This is a genomic window from Streptomyces sp. NRRL S-350, from assembly GCF_000719705.1.
GTDB lineage: Bacteria > Actinomycetota > Actinomycetes > Streptomycetales > Streptomycetaceae > Kitasatospora.
This window is the reverse complement of sequence record NZ_JOHO01000008.1, coordinates 186,625-202,498: the sequence shown is the minus strand read 5'-3', so window position 1 is coordinate 202,498 and position 15,874 is coordinate 186,625. Positions and strand designations below refer to the sequence as shown.

General features: G+C 73.9%; 11 protein-coding genes and 1 tRNA gene. 4 read left to right on the top strand and 8 right to left on the bottom strand.

Annotated elements, in window-relative coordinates:
* Nucleotides 1-60 precede the first annotated feature (60 nt).
* The gene (locus tag IF30_RS0110970; protein ID WP_030235533.1) at nt 61-1,851 is read left to right on the top strand and encodes a dolichyl-phosphate-mannose--protein mannosyltransferase; all 1,791 of its coding nucleotides are present in this window, start codon (nt 61-63) and stop codon (nt 1,849-1,851) included.
* 192 nt (nt 1,852-2,043) lie between these two features.
* Entirely contained in the window at nt 2,044-3,813 is a 1,770-nt protein-coding gene (locus IF30_RS0110965; protein ID WP_030235531.1) for a penicillin-binding transpeptidase domain-containing protein, read from the top strand.
* A 23-nt stretch (nt 3,814-3,836) separates the two neighbouring features.
* Here the strand turns inward: IF30_RS0110965 and IF30_RS0110960 are convergent, their stop codons facing one another.
* The 4 genes from IF30_RS0110960 to IF30_RS0110945 all read right to left on the bottom strand — a co-directional run bounded on the left by IF30_RS0110960 (nt 3,837) and on the right by IF30_RS0110945 (nt 8,893).
* Nucleotides 3,837-5,261: a glycosyltransferase family 87 protein gene (locus tag IF30_RS0110960; RefSeq protein ID WP_158834932.1), complete on the bottom strand. Its 1,425-nt coding sequence runs from the start codon at nt 5,259-5,261 to the stop codon at nt 3,837-3,839.
* Nucleotides 5,262-5,389: 128 nt separating this feature from the next.
* Nucleotides 5,390-6,889 carry an amino acid permease gene (locus tag IF30_RS0110955; RefSeq protein ID WP_234322668.1) on the bottom strand — a complete coding sequence of 500 codons (1,500 nt, stop codon included), beginning with the start codon at nt 6,887-6,889 and terminating at the stop codon, nt 5,390-5,392.
* Nucleotides 6,890-7,232: 343 nt separating this feature from the next.
* Nucleotides 7,233-7,919 carry a hypothetical protein gene (locus tag IF30_RS0110950; protein WP_051709810.1) on the bottom strand — a complete coding sequence of 229 codons (687 nt, stop codon included), beginning with the start codon at nt 7,917-7,919 and terminating at the stop codon, nt 7,233-7,235.
* Entirely contained in the window at nt 7,916-8,893 is a 978-nt protein-coding gene (locus tag IF30_RS0110945) for an ATP-binding cassette domain-containing protein (protein WP_063752570.1), read from the bottom strand. The genes IF30_RS0110950 and IF30_RS0110945 overlap by 4 nt, the downstream gene beginning before the upstream one ends.
* Nucleotides 8,894-9,100: 207 nt before the next feature.
* On the opposite strand from IF30_RS0110945, the gene IF30_RS0110940 reads away from it, so the two are divergent.
* Together IF30_RS0110940 and IF30_RS0110935 are read left to right on the top strand one after the other, a co-directional pair.
* Complete coding sequence (locus IF30_RS0110940) at nt 9,101-10,450, top strand: VWA domain-containing protein (protein ID WP_037899586.1); 1,350 nt, start codon at nt 9,101-9,103, stop codon at nt 10,448-10,450.
* A gap of 2 nt (nt 10,451-10,452) precedes the next feature.
* Entirely contained in the window at nt 10,453-11,328 is an 876-nt protein-coding gene (locus tag IF30_RS0110935) for a hypothetical protein (protein ID WP_051709806.1), read from the top strand.
* 103 nt (nt 11,329-11,431) lie between these two features.
* Here the strand turns inward: IF30_RS0110935 and IF30_RS0110930 are convergent, their stop codons facing one another.
* From IF30_RS0110930 to IF30_RS0110915, 4 genes are all read right to left on the bottom strand, one after another.
* A complete protein-coding gene (locus IF30_RS0110930; RefSeq protein WP_234322663.1) occupies nt 11,432-13,054 on the bottom strand; it encodes a DUF2079 domain-containing protein in 1,623 nt (540 codons plus the stop codon).
* 44 nt (nt 13,055-13,098) lie between these two features.
* Nucleotides 13,099-14,277: a glycosyltransferase 87 family protein gene (locus IF30_RS0110925; RefSeq protein ID WP_158834929.1), complete on the bottom strand. Its 1,179-nt coding sequence runs from the start codon at nt 14,275-14,277 to the stop codon at nt 13,099-13,101.
* A gap of 361 nt (nt 14,278-14,638) precedes the next feature.
* Nucleotides 14,639-14,712 (bottom strand) — tRNA-Ala (locus tag IF30_RS0110920).
* A 104-nt stretch (nt 14,713-14,816) separates the two neighbouring features.
* Complete coding sequence (locus tag IF30_RS0110915; protein WP_030235504.1) at nt 14,817-15,830, bottom strand: hypothetical protein; 1,014 nt, start codon at nt 15,828-15,830, stop codon at nt 14,817-14,819.
* Nucleotides 15,831-15,874: the final 44 nt, after the last annotated feature.

Here is a 15,874-nt window from a genome sequence, read left to right as displayed (position 1 = left end):
ATTCGGGCAGCTTCCGAGGGAGCGGACGCGTGTACGAAGAGCGCCCCTACGATGTGGCGGATGAACGGCGACACGGCGGCGCAGGCGCCCACTGGTACGGACCACTCGGCGCGGGGCGGCGTCGGCCTGCCGTCCCCGCGCGCGGCGGAGCCGGCCACCCCCGCGGTCTCCGGCTGGCGCGGGCGCCTGGCCCGCCACGGCTACGTCGCCCGCCCGACGGCGCCGCTGGCCGAGCGGCTGGTGCCGCCGATGCCGGACGGCCCCCGGGTGACCCCGCGCGACGTCCCGCAGTCCCCGCTGCTGCTGCGCCTGGGCGTCTCGCTGCCGCAGGGCCTGTGGTACTTCCTGTGCCGCTGGTCCGGCTGGCTGGGCCCGGTCGCGGTGGCGGTGTTCGCCGGGGCCCTGCGGTTCACCGACCTGGGACAGCCGCACGCGATCATCTTCGACGAGACGTACTACGCCAAGGACGCCTACGCGCTCTGGCACGGCGGCTACGAGATCAGCTGGCCGGAGGAGGCCAACACCCTGATCATGACGCCCGGCGCGGCCGTCCCGTACCGGTCGACGCCCTCGTACGTGGTGCATCCGCCGGTCGGCAAGTGGATCATCGGCGCGGGCGAGCAGCTGTTCGGCATGAACCCCTTCGGCTGGCGGTTCGCGGTGGCGCTGCTCGGCACCCTGTCGGTGCTGATGCTGGCCCGGATCGCCCGCCGGATGTTCCGCTCGACCCTGCTGGGCTGCGTGGCGGGGCTCCTGCTCTCGGTGGACGGCCTGCACCTGGTGCTCAGCCGGGCCGCCCTGCTCGACCTGGTGGTGATGTTCTGGATCGTCGCCGCCTTCGGCTTCCTGCTGCTGGACCGCGACCGCACCAGGGGCCTGCTGGCGCGACGGCTCGGCGGGGTGGAGGACGCGGCGCTCGCGCAGCGGCTGGGCCTGGGCTGGCGCCCGTACCGGATCGCGGCCGGTGTCTGCGTCGGCCTGACCTGCGCCACCAAGTGGAGCGGCCTGTACGTGGCGGCGGCGTTCGGCGTGATGACCGTGCTCTGGGACGTCGGCGCCCGCCGGCTGGCCGGGGCGCCGCGCCCGTACCGGGCGGTGCTCGCCCGGGACGTGGTGCCGGCCTTCGTCTCGGTCGTCGTGGTCTCGGCGGCCGTCTACCTCGCCTCGTGGTGGGGCTGGTTCGCGAGCAGCAACGCCCCCGGGAAGGGCGGCTGGGGCCGGGACTGGGCGGTCGGCCGCTCCACCGACTACCCGTGGATACCCGAGGGCCTGCGCGCCCTGTGGCACTACCACTCGACGGTCTACGAGTTCCACACCCACCTGAGCGACCCGCACACCTACCAGTCCAACCCGTGGTCCTGGCTGGTGCTGGGCCGGCCGGTCTCCTTCTACTACGAGTCCCCGAAGCTGGGCCAGGCCGGCTGCACCGCCGCCGACTGCGCCCGCGAGGTGCTGGGCATCGGCACCCCGCTGCTGTGGTGGACGGCCGTGGTGGCCCTGGCCTACTGCCTGTGGCGCTGGGCGGCCCGGCGGGACTGGCGGGCGGGGGCGCTGCTGTGCGGCCTGGCCGCCGGCTACCTGCCCTGGTTCGCCTACCAGCAGCGGACGATCTTCCTCTTCTACGCGGTGGTCTTCGTCCCGTTCCTGGTGCTCGCGGTGACGATGCTGGTCGGCGCCCTGATCGGCCCGCCCGGGGCCTCCCGGGACCGCCGGATCATCGGTGCCGCGACGGCCGGCCTGCTGGTGCTGCTGATCGTCTGGAACTTCCTGTTCTTCTTCCCGCTGTTCACCGGCCGGACGATCCCGCTGGAGGACTGGCGCCGCCGGATGTGGTTCAACAGCTGGATCTGATCGCGCCCCGCGGCCCGGCGCGCACCGCATCCCCCCGATTCGTCCGTATGCGGTGCACGACACGTACCAGATCCGTCACAAGTAGCGGGCGATTCGTCGGCGCACCGATCCGCGCTGCCTAGGGTGGGGGGAGTACCGCGTTTCCGGCCCTGCCGGAGCGCCCGGACGCGAGACCCCTGGGGGACCTGCACCATGCGCAGTGGCGCGAAGATCGGCATCATCACCGGCGTGTCCATCGCCGTCCTCGCGGGCGGCGGTTACGGCGCCTACAGCCTGATGGGCGGCTCGGACGACTCCGGGTCCGGGGGCAAGAAGGCCCGTACGGTGGTCGCCGAACCGCCGTCCGCCGATCAGGCGGCGGCCGGTGCGAAGGACTTCCTGGCGGCCTGGGCGTCCGGTGACATCGCCAAGGCGGCCTCGCTGACCGACGACCCGGCCGCGGCCACCACCGCGCTGACCGCGTTCAAGGACCAGGTGAAGCCGAGCGCGCTGACCCTCACCCCGACCGGTCCGACCACCCAGCAGGTCTTCGCCGCCGCCACCGGCACCCCCGCCCCGGCCAAGCCCACCGGCGGGGCCTCCGCGACGCCCTCGGCGGCCGGCACCCCGGGCGCCGGCGACTCGCCGTCCGCGACCGCCACGCCCGGGCCCACCGGGACGCTGATGAGCTTCAAGGCCCGCGCCGAGTTCGAGGGCACCGCCCGGGCCTGGGACTACCAGGGCTTCCTCGGCGTCGTGAAGATGAGCGACAACACCCCGGCCGTGCACTGGGCGCCGTCGGTGATCCACCCCCACCTGTCGGGCAACGAGACCATCGCCACCCAGCAGGTCTTCGCCCCGCCGTCCACCGTGGTGGACCGCAACGGCAAGCCGCTGCAGGGCGCCTCGCTCACCCCGGCGCTGATGAACACCGTCCAGGAGAACGCCCAGAAGCTGCTCCCGCCGGACCCGGCCAAGGACCAGGACGCGGGCAAGGCGGTGGTGATCAGCGACCCGGCCGGCAAGGCCGCCGCGGACAAGCTCTTCACCATCGTGGAGCCGAAGCCGGGCAAGCCGTTCAAGGTGACCATCGACAACACCGTCCAGGCCGCCGCCGAGAAGGCGATGACGGACCTGGGCGGCAAGTCCGGCTCGATCGTGGCGATCGAGCCGAGCACCGGCCAGGTGCTGGCCTTCGCCAACGCGCCCGCCAACGGCCAGAACCGGGCCTTCACCGGCTTGCTCGCGCCGGGCTCGACGATGAAGATCGTCACCTCGACGGCCCTGCTGGAGGCCGGGATCAACCCGGACACCGTGGTGCCCTGCCCGGAGAAGAGCAACAACGCGGTCGTGATCCCGAACGACTTCCCGGGCGCCTTCCCGAACAACACGCTGCAGCAGGACTTCATGGTGTCCTGCAACACGGCCTTCATCAACCAGGGCCTGACCAGTCTCAAGCCCGAGACGCTGTCCGCCACGGCCAAGGACGTCTACGGCATCGGCCTGGAGTGGAAGACCGGCCTGCCGAACACCGACGGCAAGGTGCCGCCGACGCCGGGCAGCAAGGACGAGCAGGCCATGAACTACATCGGCCAGGGCAAGGTCCAGATGAACCCGCTGGCCATCGCCTCGATCACCGCGACCGTCCAGAGCGGCGCGTTCAAGCAGCCCGTCCTGGTCGCCGGCCTGCCGCAGCAGCCCGCGGCCCGCCAGATCTCGCCGGACGTCGCCGGCAAGCTGCGCGCGATGATGAACGCCACCGCCGTCGGCGGCACGGCCAGTCAGGTGATGGCCGGGATCACCGACAACGCGGGTGCCAAGACCGGCTCCGCCGAGGTCACCGGGGCGTCCACCACCAACAGCTGGTTCACCGCCTTCCGCGGCAACCTCGCGGTCGCCGCCGAGGTCCAGGGCGGCGGCCACGGCGTGGACGCGGCCGGCCCGGCGGTCGCCTCCCTGCTGAAGGCGGCCGCGGGCCGCTGACCGAGGTCGTACCGCGGGCCCGCTCAGCCTCTCGGCAGGGCGGGCTCCGGTGTGTCCGGCAGGGGCCGGGGCGGCACGGGGCGCCGGCTGGTCCAGCGCCGGGCCGCCAGCCGGGGCCAGATCACCAGGACGGCCGGCAGCGCCAGGTACCCGAACCGTCCGGCGGGGGCGAGCGTGAAGGCGATCGCGAGGCCGGCGGCCAGCAGGTCGGCGGCGGCGATCGCGGAGACCGGCGGCCGGGCCAGCAGCCAGATCGCCACTCCGACCAGGGACACGGTCATCAGCGCCAGGGAGATGGAGTGCCCGGTCGGCCCGAAGCCGGCCAGCACCTTGCCGGGCAGCGGACTTCCCGCCGGGGTGCGGATCGCGGTCATTCCGAGGGGGAAGCGCACCACCTGCTCGCGCAGCGCGGCCGACTGGGTCAGGGCTGACGGCAGGATCACCGCCGCGCTCACCCCGGCCCCGATCAGCGCGGTCCGGGCGGCGGGCCGGCGGCCGTACAGCCGCCAGAGCAGCAGCACCGCCACCGGCAGGGCCGGCCAGGCGGTCCACTTGAGGCTGCAGGCGAGGGCGAGCACCAGTCCGGCGCCGACCGTGCGATCCCGCTCGGCGAGCGCCATGGCCAGGCAGCAGACCCCGATCAGCGGGAGGTCCACCCCGCCGACCGCCAGGGCGAGCGCTATCAGCGGCGAGGCGGTCAGGACGGCCAGCGGCAGCAGCGGCGCGCGGGGGGCGCCGCCGTCGGGGCGGGCGGGCCGCAGCAGCCGCCAGGCGGCCAGCAGGCAGGCGAAGAAGGTCAGGGCGAACCAGATCCGGGCGTCCCCGGCGACCCTGGCGAAGGCGGTGGAGTCGCCGAGCAGCTGGCGCGGCAGCCCGAACAGGGCCATCGCGGGCAGGTACGGGTTGTAGTCGGTGACCACCACGGGGTGCGGCAGGTAGAGGTCGCCGGTGGTGAGCAGCAGATGGGCCGAGCGTTCGACCACCATGACCTCGGACTGGTGGCGGCCGTGCAGGGCGAGGAGTCCGAGCGGCACGACGACGGCGCCGACGATGGCGACCGCCGCGGCGGCCTGGGCCGCGAAGCGGCGCGGCAGGGTCAGGCAGAGCAGTCCGGCCAGGAGGTAGGCGGGGGCCGCGATCAGGCCCCACTGCCGCTGGTTGGCCAGGTCGGAGACGAGCGGGAAGGCGGCGGCCCAGCTGGCCGCGATGAGGCAGCCGAGCACCTGGACGGTCCGCGTCGAGGCGAGCGTGGCGGGATTCAGCCGATCGTGCGTGGGCGGGAACGTGTTCTCACCACGCTGGCGGGGGAACGGCCGGACGGAGAATCCTCTCGGCGGTCGCCCGGATCGGGACGACGTCTCGGGTGTGAAGGTCGGGGCCGGCGTTCTGCTGCGGCCGGTGAAGCGGCCGCGCGGGCGGAGGTAGCCGGGCGTGCGGGTGCTCACCATGGTGGAAGGTTAGGGGTGCGGGCCCGGCCCTGTCGCCATGACATCGGGCACTGGGCGGGTGGCGGCACGAAAAGGGCCGCCGGGTGTCGTACGGGTCGGCGGCCCTTCACGTCGGGTTCGTCCTCCGGTCAGCCGGCGGCGTGGTCGGCCGGTACGGCCTGCTGTTCGGCCTGCTCCAGCCGCGAGTGCCTGATGCTGTAGCCGAAGTACACGACGACGGCGACGGTGAGGGCGATCGCCCCGGCCCGGAAGGTGTCGGCGTGCAGGCCGGTGATCAGGTAGATGCAGAAGCCGACGCTGACCAGCGGGACGACCGGGTAGCCGGGCACCTTGAAGCCGCGCGGCAGGTCGGGCTGGGTGCGGCGCAGGACGATCACGCCGATGGAGACCACCGAGAAGGCGATGAGCGTCCCGAGGCTGGTGATGTCGGCCAGGACGTTCAGCGGGATGAAGGCGGCCAGCGCGCCGACCCCGAGGCCGACCACGATGGTGTTCCAGACCGGGGTGCCGGTGCGCGGGGAGAGCTCGGCGAAGCGCTTGGGCAGCATGCCGTCGCGTCCCATCGAGTACAGGATGCGGGTCTGGCCGTAGATCACCACGAGGGTGATGCTGAAGATCGAGAGGATCGCGCCGACCGCGAAGACCATCGCCGGCCAGCTCTGGCCGGTGATGTCCTGGAGGATCTGCGCGAGGCCGGCCTCCTGGCCGTCGAACTTGTTCCAGGGCTGGGCGCCGATGCCGGCCAGCGCGACCAGGATGTACAGCAGGGTCACCACGACCAGCGAGATGATGATCGCCATCGGCAGGGTGCGGCGCGGGTTCTTGACCTCCTCGCCGGCGGTGGACACGGCGTCCAGGCCGATGAAGGAGAAGAAGATGCTGGACGCGGCGACCTGCACGCCGCCGATGCCGAGCGGCATGAACGGGGTCAGGTTGCCGGAGTGGAAGCCGGTGAGCGCGACACCGATGAACAGCACCAGGATGAGGATCTTGATCCCGACCATCGCCGCGTTGACCTTCACCGACTCGCTGACGCCGCGGACCAGCAGGACGCACACCATCGCGACCAGCAGCAGCGCCGGCAGGTTGAACCAGTGGGTGCTGTCCGGCGCGCCCGCGAGCTGCTCGGGGATCTTGACGCCGAAGGCCAGGTCGAGGAACTTGTTCAGGTACTCGGCCCAGCTGACCGCGATCGCGGAGGCGGAGACGCCGTACTCCATCAGAAGGCAGATGCCGACGCCGAAGGCCACGCCCTCGCCGAGGGTGGCGTAGGCGTAGGAGTACGAGGAGCCGGAGACCGGGATCGCGGACGCCATCTCGGCGTAGCAGAGCGCGGTGAGTCCGGCGGTGACCGCGGCGATCACGAAGGACAGGATGACGGCCGGGCCGGCCGAGGGCACCGCGGTGTTCAGCACGAAGAAGATGCCGGTACCGATGGTGGCGCCGATGCCGATCGCGGACAGTTGCCAGAGCCCGATGGAGCGGCGCAGGTGGATGCCGGAGCGTCCGCCCTCCTCGGGCGCGCCGGCCGGAAGGGCATCCCTGCCTTCGCTCTCCGCGATCAGTGACGAGACGGGCTTGCGTCGCAGCAGACGCGCACCAAGGGTGTTGCTGGTCAAAACCGCGATCCTTCTGGGCGGGGGAGGGTGTCCGGCGGTCGGCCGCCCGGGACGCTGGGGGGTGTCATCGGGGACCAACCGAACAAAGATGGGACAGTACCCGTCGAAAGCACCAGTGTCGCAAACGAACAGTCCGGATCAGCGCATTGTACGGATTGGCGCATATCGCTGTACAAACCGGACACTTCGCAGACGGCGCATCTGCCATGGAGCAGCTAACGCAGCAGCTCAGCGCCCTGCGGCGGCCTTCCACCGAGCACCGCGCGCAGCACCGAGCCGGCGATCGGCCGGGGCGGCGGCGCCACCCGCGACGCCCAAGGCGTCACTGTCCGTGACCGCCGCGACCGCCGGCTCACTCCGGCCGCCGCCCCGCCAGCGCCGCCGCGCCCGCGCAGCCCGCGACCAGCAGGACGACGGCCGCCACCAGCTCCACCCACGGCATGGCGACGCGACCGGTCCGGGCCGCGCTCACCAGGGCGCTCACCGCCGGGTTGGCCGGCGAGGCCGGTACCGCCAGCAGCAGCGTGGCCAGCGCCAGCGCCGCCGGAATGCCGTATGGCGCGCGCACCGGCACCGGCCGGCTGGTCAGCACCCCGACCAGCACCCCCAGCAGCGCGCAGACCACCGAGGTCAGCAGCCCGGCCGCCAGCGCCGTCCCGGCCGGGGGCTGGTGCTCCGCCTTCGGGTCGGCCACCGTCCCGCCGGACCACCACAGCGCCGCCACCTGGCCCACGGCCAGCACCAGCGAGGCCGTCAGCGCCGCCAGCAGCGCGGCCAGGTGCACCCGCGCCGGGCCCGCCGCCGCGACCAGGCAGGCCCGGGAGGCCGACGGCTCCGCGGCCAGCGCACCGCGGACGTACCAGGCGCTCACCGGCAGCAGCAGCCCCGCGCCGAGGCCGAGGCTGCCCAGCAGCGGATCCCCGGGCGTCACGCCGACCACCAGCAGCAGCGCGTACGCCAGGAACGGGGGCAGCCAGGCGTGCGAGCGCAGCAGCAGCTCCAGGTGGTACCGCGTCAGCGGACCGATCCGGCCCGTCACCGCTCGCCCTCCGCCTCGGCCGGCCCCGACGCCCCCAGCCCGGACGTCCCCGGCTCGAACGTCCCCGGCTCGAACGTCCCCGGCTCGGAGCTGCCCTGCTCCGAACGGCCCGGCTCGGAACGGCCCGGCTCCGAACGGCCGCGCCGACGCACCGCCAGGACCCGGACGGCCGGGCGGCCCAGCAGCAGGCGGCGCAGCAGCGCGTCCGAGTGCGCGGCCGGCACGGCCAGCCGCACCGCCGTCCCGGCCAGCGGCGTGAGCTCCGGCATGCCGGGCAGCCGGTCCGGCAGCGGAGCGCCGTCCGGGACGTCCACCTCGATCTCCATCACCGGGCCGCCCTGCGCCGGCACCGCCGCGCCGTCCGCCACGGGCCGCAGCGCACCGTCGGCGCCGACCCCGTACGCGGCGCTGGTGAGCCCGGCCAGCCGGGCCGGGTCGTGGTCGACGAACAGCACCGTGCCGCCGGCCGCCGCCCGTTCGGCGGCCGCCTCGTCGAGCACCGCCCTGGCCTGCGGGTCCAGCCCGGTCCAGGCCTCGTCCAGCAGCAGCACCCGGGCCTCGGCGAGCAGGGCCTGTGCGACCGCGACCTTCTGGCAGGTGCCCTTGGACAGTCGGCTCAGCGGGGTGCCCGCCCGGTCCGCGATGCCGAACCGGTCCAGCCACTCCCCCGCCCGACGCCGCGACTGCTCCGCCGAGAGCCCGTGCACCCGGCCCACCCGCAGCAGGTACGAGGCCGCGTCGAACGGCAGCGCCGGCGGGAAGCGTTCGGGCACGTACGCCGTCGCGCCGGGGCGCACGACCCGGCCCGCGCTCGGCCGTTCGATCCCGGCCGCCAGCCGCAGCAGCGTCGACTTGCCGCTCCCGTTCGCGCCGACGATCCGCACCAACTCACCGGGCCCGAGCGTGAGATCGACGCCCCGCAGGACCCACCGCCCGCGCCGCCCGTACCGCTTGCCGACTGCCGCCAGCTCCATCGCGCCCCGATCCCTCCGCCGTGCGAGAAGGCTATCGACTTCCCATAAGGCCGGCGTGAGGCCGGTGCGGGGCCTGCGCCAGGCCCGTGCGGGGCCGGCGTGCGACCGGATTCCGCACGCCCGCGCCGGAGTTCGCGCCGGGGCGGCCCGATGCGCGATCCGGACTCGTTTCGCCATCGCGAACTGATGATCCCTAGGATCGGCCGGGTGACTACCGGACGACGACCACAGACCAGGCTCGGCAGCCTGCTGGCCGCCCTGGCGATAACCGGCGCCTCGCTGCTCCTAGGCCTGCCCGCCCACGCCGACGAACCATCAGCCGGTGCCGCCCCCGGGCCCAAGGAGGCCCCCCGGGTCGACCTGGTCCTGGACGTCAGCGGCTCCATGACCGCCACCGACATCCAGGGCAAGAGCCGCATCTCGGTGGCCCAGCAGTCCCTGAACGAGGTGATCGACGCACTGCCCGCGGAGACCGAGTTCGGCATCCGCACCCTCGGCGCGACCTACCCGGGCAACGACAAGAACCAGGGCTGCCAGGACACCAAGCAGCTCTACCCGGTCGGCAAGACCAACAAGGTCGAGGCCAAGACCGCCATCGCCACCCTGCGCCCCACCGGCTGGACCCCGATCGGCCTGGCCCTGCGCGGTGCCGCCCAGGACCTCGGCAAGGGCGAGACCACCCGCCGGGTGGTGCTGATCACCGACGGCGAGGACACCTGCACCCCGCCCGACCCCTGCGACGTCGCCCGCGAACTCGCCTCCCAGGGCATCCACCTGGTGGTCGACACCCTGGGCCTGGCCCACGACGACAAGACCCGCCAGCAGCTGCTCTGCATCGCCAACGCGACCGGCGGCACCTACACCGACGTCCGCACCCAGGAGCAGCTCACCGACAAGGTGAAGCAGCTGGTCGACCGCTCCAACGACACCTACACGGTGACGCCGGTCAAGACCGCCGGCACCGACAAGTGCGAGAGCGCCCCGGTCCTCGCCCCGGGCGTCTACACCGACCGCGAGAAGTTCTCCGAGCACCGCGTCTACAAGGTGCCGGTCAAGGCCGGCCAGGAGCTGCGCGCCTCGGTCAGCGTCGGGCTCGACCGCCCGGTGGCCCGGGACTACGGCGTCCTGCTGCAGGCCACCAGCGCGACCGGCCAGGAGCTGGTCCGCGGCACCGACGCCGGCAGCGGCCGCACCGACGTGATCTCCACCGGCCTGCGCTGGTCGACCGCCGACTCCAAGGGCTACGTCACCGCGAGCCCGACGTCCTCGTCGAACTCCTCGAAGTCCTCGGACTCGTCGAAGGACAAGCCGGACACCACCGTCTGCCTGGTCGTCAGCAACGCGCTGGCCCCGCAGGCCGGCGTCCAGGCCGACCCCGGCCTGCCGCTGGAGCTGACCGTCGACCTCGCCTCCTCCTCGCCCGCCCCCGAGGGCGCCGCGATGGGCCTCGGCCGCGGCTGGATCCTGCTGCTCACCCTCACCCTGGCCGGCCTGGCCTTCGGCCTGCTGTTCGGCTGGATCGCGCGCTGGCGGATCGCCGTCTGGCGGGAGAACTGACCATGCGTACGACGATTCGCGGCGCCCTCGCCGCCCTCGCCCTGCTGCCCGCCGTCGCCCTGGGGGCGCTGGGTGCACCGGCCGCCTCGGCCGCACCGTCGCCCTCGGCCGACCCGAGCGGCACCCCGGCCCCGGTCACCAAGGCCGGCACCTCGTTCCTGACCGCGGTCAACCTCTCCCCCGGCCAGGACGCCAACGTCGCCGTCTCCACCGGCGACTACCTGTACTGGGCGTTCGGCGCCGCCGAGGGCCAGACCCCGACGGTCAGGCTGACCGTCAACCTGGCCCCCGCGACCGACCGGCACGGCCCGCAGACCTGGTCCGTCGAGGTCTTCGACGGGCTGCGCCGCCGCCAGTCGTGCACCGCGGGCACCCAGAACGCCACCGGCGACCAGAGCACCACCACCCTGGCGCTCGACTGCACCCTGCGCGAGGTCCGTACCTGGGCCGAGCCGTGGTCCGGCGACCCGCTGCCCGGCACCTACTACGTACGGCTGTCGGTCACCGACGCCCCGCAGCCGGATCTGGGCCTGGCCTCCTCCGTCCAGCTGCACGTCGCCGCCAAGGGCGGCGCCGACAACGCCCAGCCGGAGGGCGGGGAGCTGAAGGCCCCGCTGGTCCCGCCGGCCGGCGGTGGCGCGAGCACGGCCAAGGCGGCCGCTCCGGTGGCGGAGGAGGAGCACTGGTACACCGGCTGGTTCTCGGGCTGGAACAGCCGCTGGTACTGGACGATCGGCGGTGGCTTCCTGGCCGCGCTGGCGGGCGTCCTCGGCTACAACCTGACCCGGCACCCGCGCGGCCACCGGCCCGGCCACCACGGCGCCGCCGTCCCGCCCCAGGGTTCGCACCAGAGCGGCTCGTACGCCGACCGCCCCTGACCCCCCGTCCTGGCGCCTCACGCGGGCCCGAGGGCCGGCCGGAGTTCCCCTCCGGCCGGCCCTCGACCGTTGCACCCCCGGCGTGACGCGCCCCCGGCGGGCGTCAGCCGCGGAAGAGGTCGTGCCCCACGTCGGACGGCACCACGTCCTGGACGGGCTTGCTGTCCGGCCCCGGCACGTGCTCGCCGGGAACGGGCTCGCCGCTCTCCCGGTGCAGCAGCACCACGCCGTCCTCGGCCCAGAGCTGCCGGTACCCGTGGTCCAGCAGCAGCTGGATCCGCGCGGCCTGCTCCTTGTCCGTGGCGAAGGGGAACGAGCGCTTGTTCGACCTGGTGAGGACGTACTCGCGCCCGCGCGGCGTGCCGTCCACCAGCACCACGTCCGTCCGGGCGGTCAGCCGCGGCGCGATCTGGTTGTCCGCCTCGACCGAGGCCCCGTCGGGGATCAGCGCGGCGGCCCGCACCAGCGCGGCCTCGCTGGGCTTGGCCTGCCAGGAGGACGGCAGGGCCGGCTGCAGCAGCCCGATCGGCACGGCGGCCACCAGGGCGATGCCGCCCGCGCCGAGCCCCAGCAGCCGCGCCCGTCGGACGGTCGGGGCGGGCCGCTCGGCGCTGCTCATCCGCCCCAGCACCTCGATGGCGGCGGTGAGCAGGATCGGCCAGAGCATCGAGTCGTAGTGCCGGGCGATCGACCAGTGGTTGGGGTTGCTGGAGAGGATCCGCTCGGCGAGCAGCGGCAGCGCGCACAGCACGGTGGCGGAGCGCAGCGGCAGCAGCAGCGTCGTGCCGAACAGCCAGAGCAGCAGCAGCGGCTTGAGCGGCTGGTCGAACGCCGTCTGCAGCAGCAGGAACGGGTTGTGCAGCAGGTGCCGCAGGGCGTCGCCGCCGTCCGCGCCCAGCGCCTGGTAGTTCCAGTAGTAGCCCGGTTGCCCGCCCATCGCCGGGATGAGCCAGGTGATGGCCGCGGCCGAGGCGACCGGCCCGCCCAGCAGCAGGCCGAGGCCGGTGAAGCGGCCCGCCCGGTCCCCGGTTCGGCGGGTGCGCAGCAGCAGCACCAGCCCGTACGCCCCGACCAGCAGGCCGAGGTCCTCCTTGGTGCAGCACAGCAGTACGGCGGCGAGCACCACCGTGCCGTACCGGCGCGCCAGGCCGCGCTCCAGCATCAGCAGGGTCAGCGGCACCGCGAAGGCGACCTCGTGGAACCCGACCCGGGCGGCGACCAGCAGCGGCCAGCCGAGGGCGTAGACCAGTCCGGCCAGGTCTGCGGCCCGGCGGGCGGTGCGCGGCGGCGCGGCGACGAAGCCGTGCCCGGCGATCCGCCGGATCAGCGGCACTCCGGCCGCGAAGAGCAGCGACTGCCCGATGATCAGCGAGCGCGGGTCGTCCCAGATCCAGTACAGCGGCGCGAGCAGTGCCAGGACCGGCGAGAAGTGGTCGCCCAGCAAGGAGAAGCCGGGCGGAAACTCGTGGTGGTAGCTCTTCAGCGTCGAGACGGGCAGCCCGAAGTGGGCGTAGCCGCGCACGCCCTGGTCGAAGATGCCGAGGTCGAAGCCGCCGAGCGACACGGACGTCCAGCCCTGCAGGCCGATGGCGCACATCACCGCGAAGCAGAGCGCGGTGAGCAGCGCGGTACGCCGGGCGGGGCCGACCAGCAGGGCCGCGGCCGCCTTGCGGGCGGCGGGTACGGCGGCGGCCGGCGGCGACGGGGGTGCGGTCTGGGTGGTCACGTGAGGTCTGATCCGTCCGGTGTGGGTCCGTCGGGTCCGGCCCGTCAGGCCCGGTTCGTCAGTGCGGGATCGCGGTCCGCCATGGCGGCCGCCAGCGCCCGGGCACCGCCGGTCCCGTCCACGGTCCGCCGCCGGGCGCGGTACACCCGCAGGCCCAGGACGACGAGGACTGCGACGCCCAGCGGCGGGTAGAGCGAGCCGGGCAGCTGCCAGTACCAGGCGACTCCGCGCCCCCACCGGTGCGGCACCGCCCACATGACGTGGGAGAGAAACACGACCAGGGTGACGCCGAGCAGCACCTGCCGCGCCCTGGTCCGGGCCTCGACCATCAGCAGCGCGACCAGCGGGATGCACCAGACCCAGTGGTGGGTCCAGCTGATCGGTGAGACCAGCAGCGCGGTGAGCGCGGTGCAGACCGCGCCCCAGGCGTCGGCCCGGCGCAGCACCCGCGCGGAGCGCCCGGCCACGACGGCCACGGCGAGCCCGAAGGCGCCGACCACCGCGGAGGCGGCCAGCCCCACCAGGCCCGGGTCGTTGACGTCGAGCAGTCGGCAGACGGCGCCGCGCAGCGACTGGTTGTCCACCAGGACGGTCACGCCGACCCGGCTCGGATCCCAGAGGTACTTGGTCCAGAACCCCCAGGTGGCGTCCGGCAGCACGGCCCAGCCGATCAGGGCCGCCGTCAGGAAGGTGGCGCCGGAGAGGAGCGCGGCCCGGATCCGGCCGGTCAGGAGCAGGTAGACCGCGAACAGGCCCGGGGTGATCTTGATGGCGGTGGCCAGCCCGATGCCCACGCCCTTGAACCGGTTGCGGTCCGAGCGGGTGAGGTCCCACAGGACCAGGCAGAGGATGCCGAGGTTGACCTGGCCGTACTGGAAGGTCGTGAAGACCGGCTCCAGCCAGATGCCGACGCCGGTCGCCAGGATGACCACGGCGGTGCGGTGCTGCTTCGCCCATCCGGCCAGCTTCAGCGACAGGTACACGGCCAGGGCGAGCAGCGCGTAGTTGAGGAGCATCACCAGGACGCGCAGGGTGCTCACGTCGAACCAGGCGCTCGGCACGAAGAGCATCGCGGCGAACGGCGGGTAGGTGGCCGGCAGGTCCCAGCCGGGCAGCCGCATCGCGTACAGGTCCTCGCCGTGGACGACGGCCTCGCCCTCGGCCCGGTAGACCAGCATGTCGACCATGGTGGCCCCGTGGGTGTGCCGGAAGAAGGCGAACACCGCCAGTGACACCGCGGCCGCGCAGGTCGCCGCGAGGTTCCAGGAGTTCGACCTTCCGGGTGCCGCGCCGTCGCCGGGCCCTCCCGGGCCGCACTTCCGTGCCCACCGTGTCAGACCGAACTCGCGCACCGCGATGGCACCCCGTTGAGATAGACCAGATCGTTCCGTCGTCCGCGTCTGGGCCCACCCACCATAACCGACCCCCCTGAGGCCCCGGCCGCGTCAGAAACCGTGCCTGGAAGGTGTTGTGACCTCGGCCACGGCGGCCCCCGGATCCGACCCGGCGTCAGGAAACGCGAAATCCCGCCGGGAGTTGCCTCCCGGCGGGATTCGGTGGACCGGCCGGAGCCGATCCGTTGGGTGGAGCTGAGGGGATTCGAACCCCTGACCCCCTCGATGCGAACGAGGTGCGCTACCGGACTGCGCCACAGCCCCAACGAGAAGAAACTCTAGCACCTTCCGGAGGGGGTCCGTGACCACCCCCGGGGCCGCCCCGGCGGCCGCCCCCGGCGCACGCTGCCGGCCGGGGGCGGCCGGGGTCATTCGTTGGCCGCTCGGGGCCGGCTCTCGGGGGCCTGGGACTCGGCGTACTGGTCGAAGAGCGGGGTCCTGCGGGCCTCGGCGGGGCGGCCGGCGGTCCAGGTGCCGGGGGCCGTCAGGTCGAGCCCGCGGGAGACCCGGGGGGCGACCGGCGCGGTCACGTAGGTCGGCAGCGGGACGGGCACCGGCTCCCAGGAGTCGGGGCCGGCCGCACCGCGCTCGCGCATGCCGTCGACCCACTCCTCGTGCTCGGTCGCCTCGGCGACCGCGGAGGCGGAGGGCACCGAGACGGTGGCCTCCTCGGGGTCGGCGGCCAGCCGCAGGTGCTGGCGGCGCCCGGTGCGCTCCTCGCCGCGCGGGGCCGGGGCCGGCTCGTCCGCAGGGGCTTCGGCCGGGGCGCCGTCGGCCGCCGGGGCCTGGGCCCGCTGCTGCTCGCGCCTGCGCAGCCGCTCGGCCGCCTGGGCGGCCCGGACGCGGTCCAGCTTCACCTCGTAGCGTTGGCGCTCCAGCTTGCGCAGGTGCCCGATGTACAGGGTGAGGAGGACCGCCGGGACCGCCGGGACCCAGAGGAAGGCCAGTCCGGCGACCGCGGCGGCCACCGCTCCGAGCGCGAAGCAGAGGAAGAGGACGGTGACCATCCGGCGTCGGCGGGCCAGCAGCCGCGCCCGGCGCTCGACACCGGCCTGCGGTGCGGGCGCCGGCCGCTCGGCCGGGCGCTCCGCCGGGGGTTCGGGCTCCCGGTCGCCCTCCGGCTCGCCGGGGTCGCCTGGGGCGGCCCCGTCCCGTTCGGGAGGGCCGTCGTCGCTCTGCTCGTCGTCACGCGGTTCGTCGCCCAGGGCCCGGGCTGCCCGCCGCTCCATCGCCGAACGCCCGGCCAGCAGGCGGATGGCGGTGCTGAAGCGTTCCGTCGGGCGCGCCTCGTTGAGTTCGTCCTGCCTGCGGAGCCACATCGGCACCAGATAGGCGGCCCAGGCCCCTACGATGACGGCGTAGATAAGGCCGCTACTGCTCACGATTCACACCGTACGGGCGCTGGGGAAGGCCTGGCAGCAATTTG

Bases quoted from the DNA above. Each gene is read 5' to 3' on its own strand.
- IF30_RS0110970 (WP_030235533.1), top strand. From the start codon at position 61: ATGAACGGCGACACGGCGGCGCAGGCGCCCACTGGTACGGACCACTCG.
- IF30_RS0110935 (WP_051709806.1), top strand. From the start codon at position 10,453: ATGCGTACGACGATTCGCGGCGCCCTCGCCGCCCTCGCCCTGCTGCCC.
- IF30_RS0110945 (WP_063752570.1), bottom strand. From the start codon at position 8,893: ATGGAGCTGGCGGCAGTCGGCAAGCGGTACGGGCGGCGCGGGCGGTGG.
- IF30_RS0110965 (WP_030235531.1), top strand. From the start codon at position 2,044: ATGCGCAGTGGCGCGAAGATCGGCATCATCACCGGCGTGTCCATCGCC.
- IF30_RS0110960 (WP_158834932.1), bottom strand. From the start codon at position 5,261: ATGGTGAGCACCCGCACGCCCGGCTACCTCCGCCCGCGCGGCCGCTTC.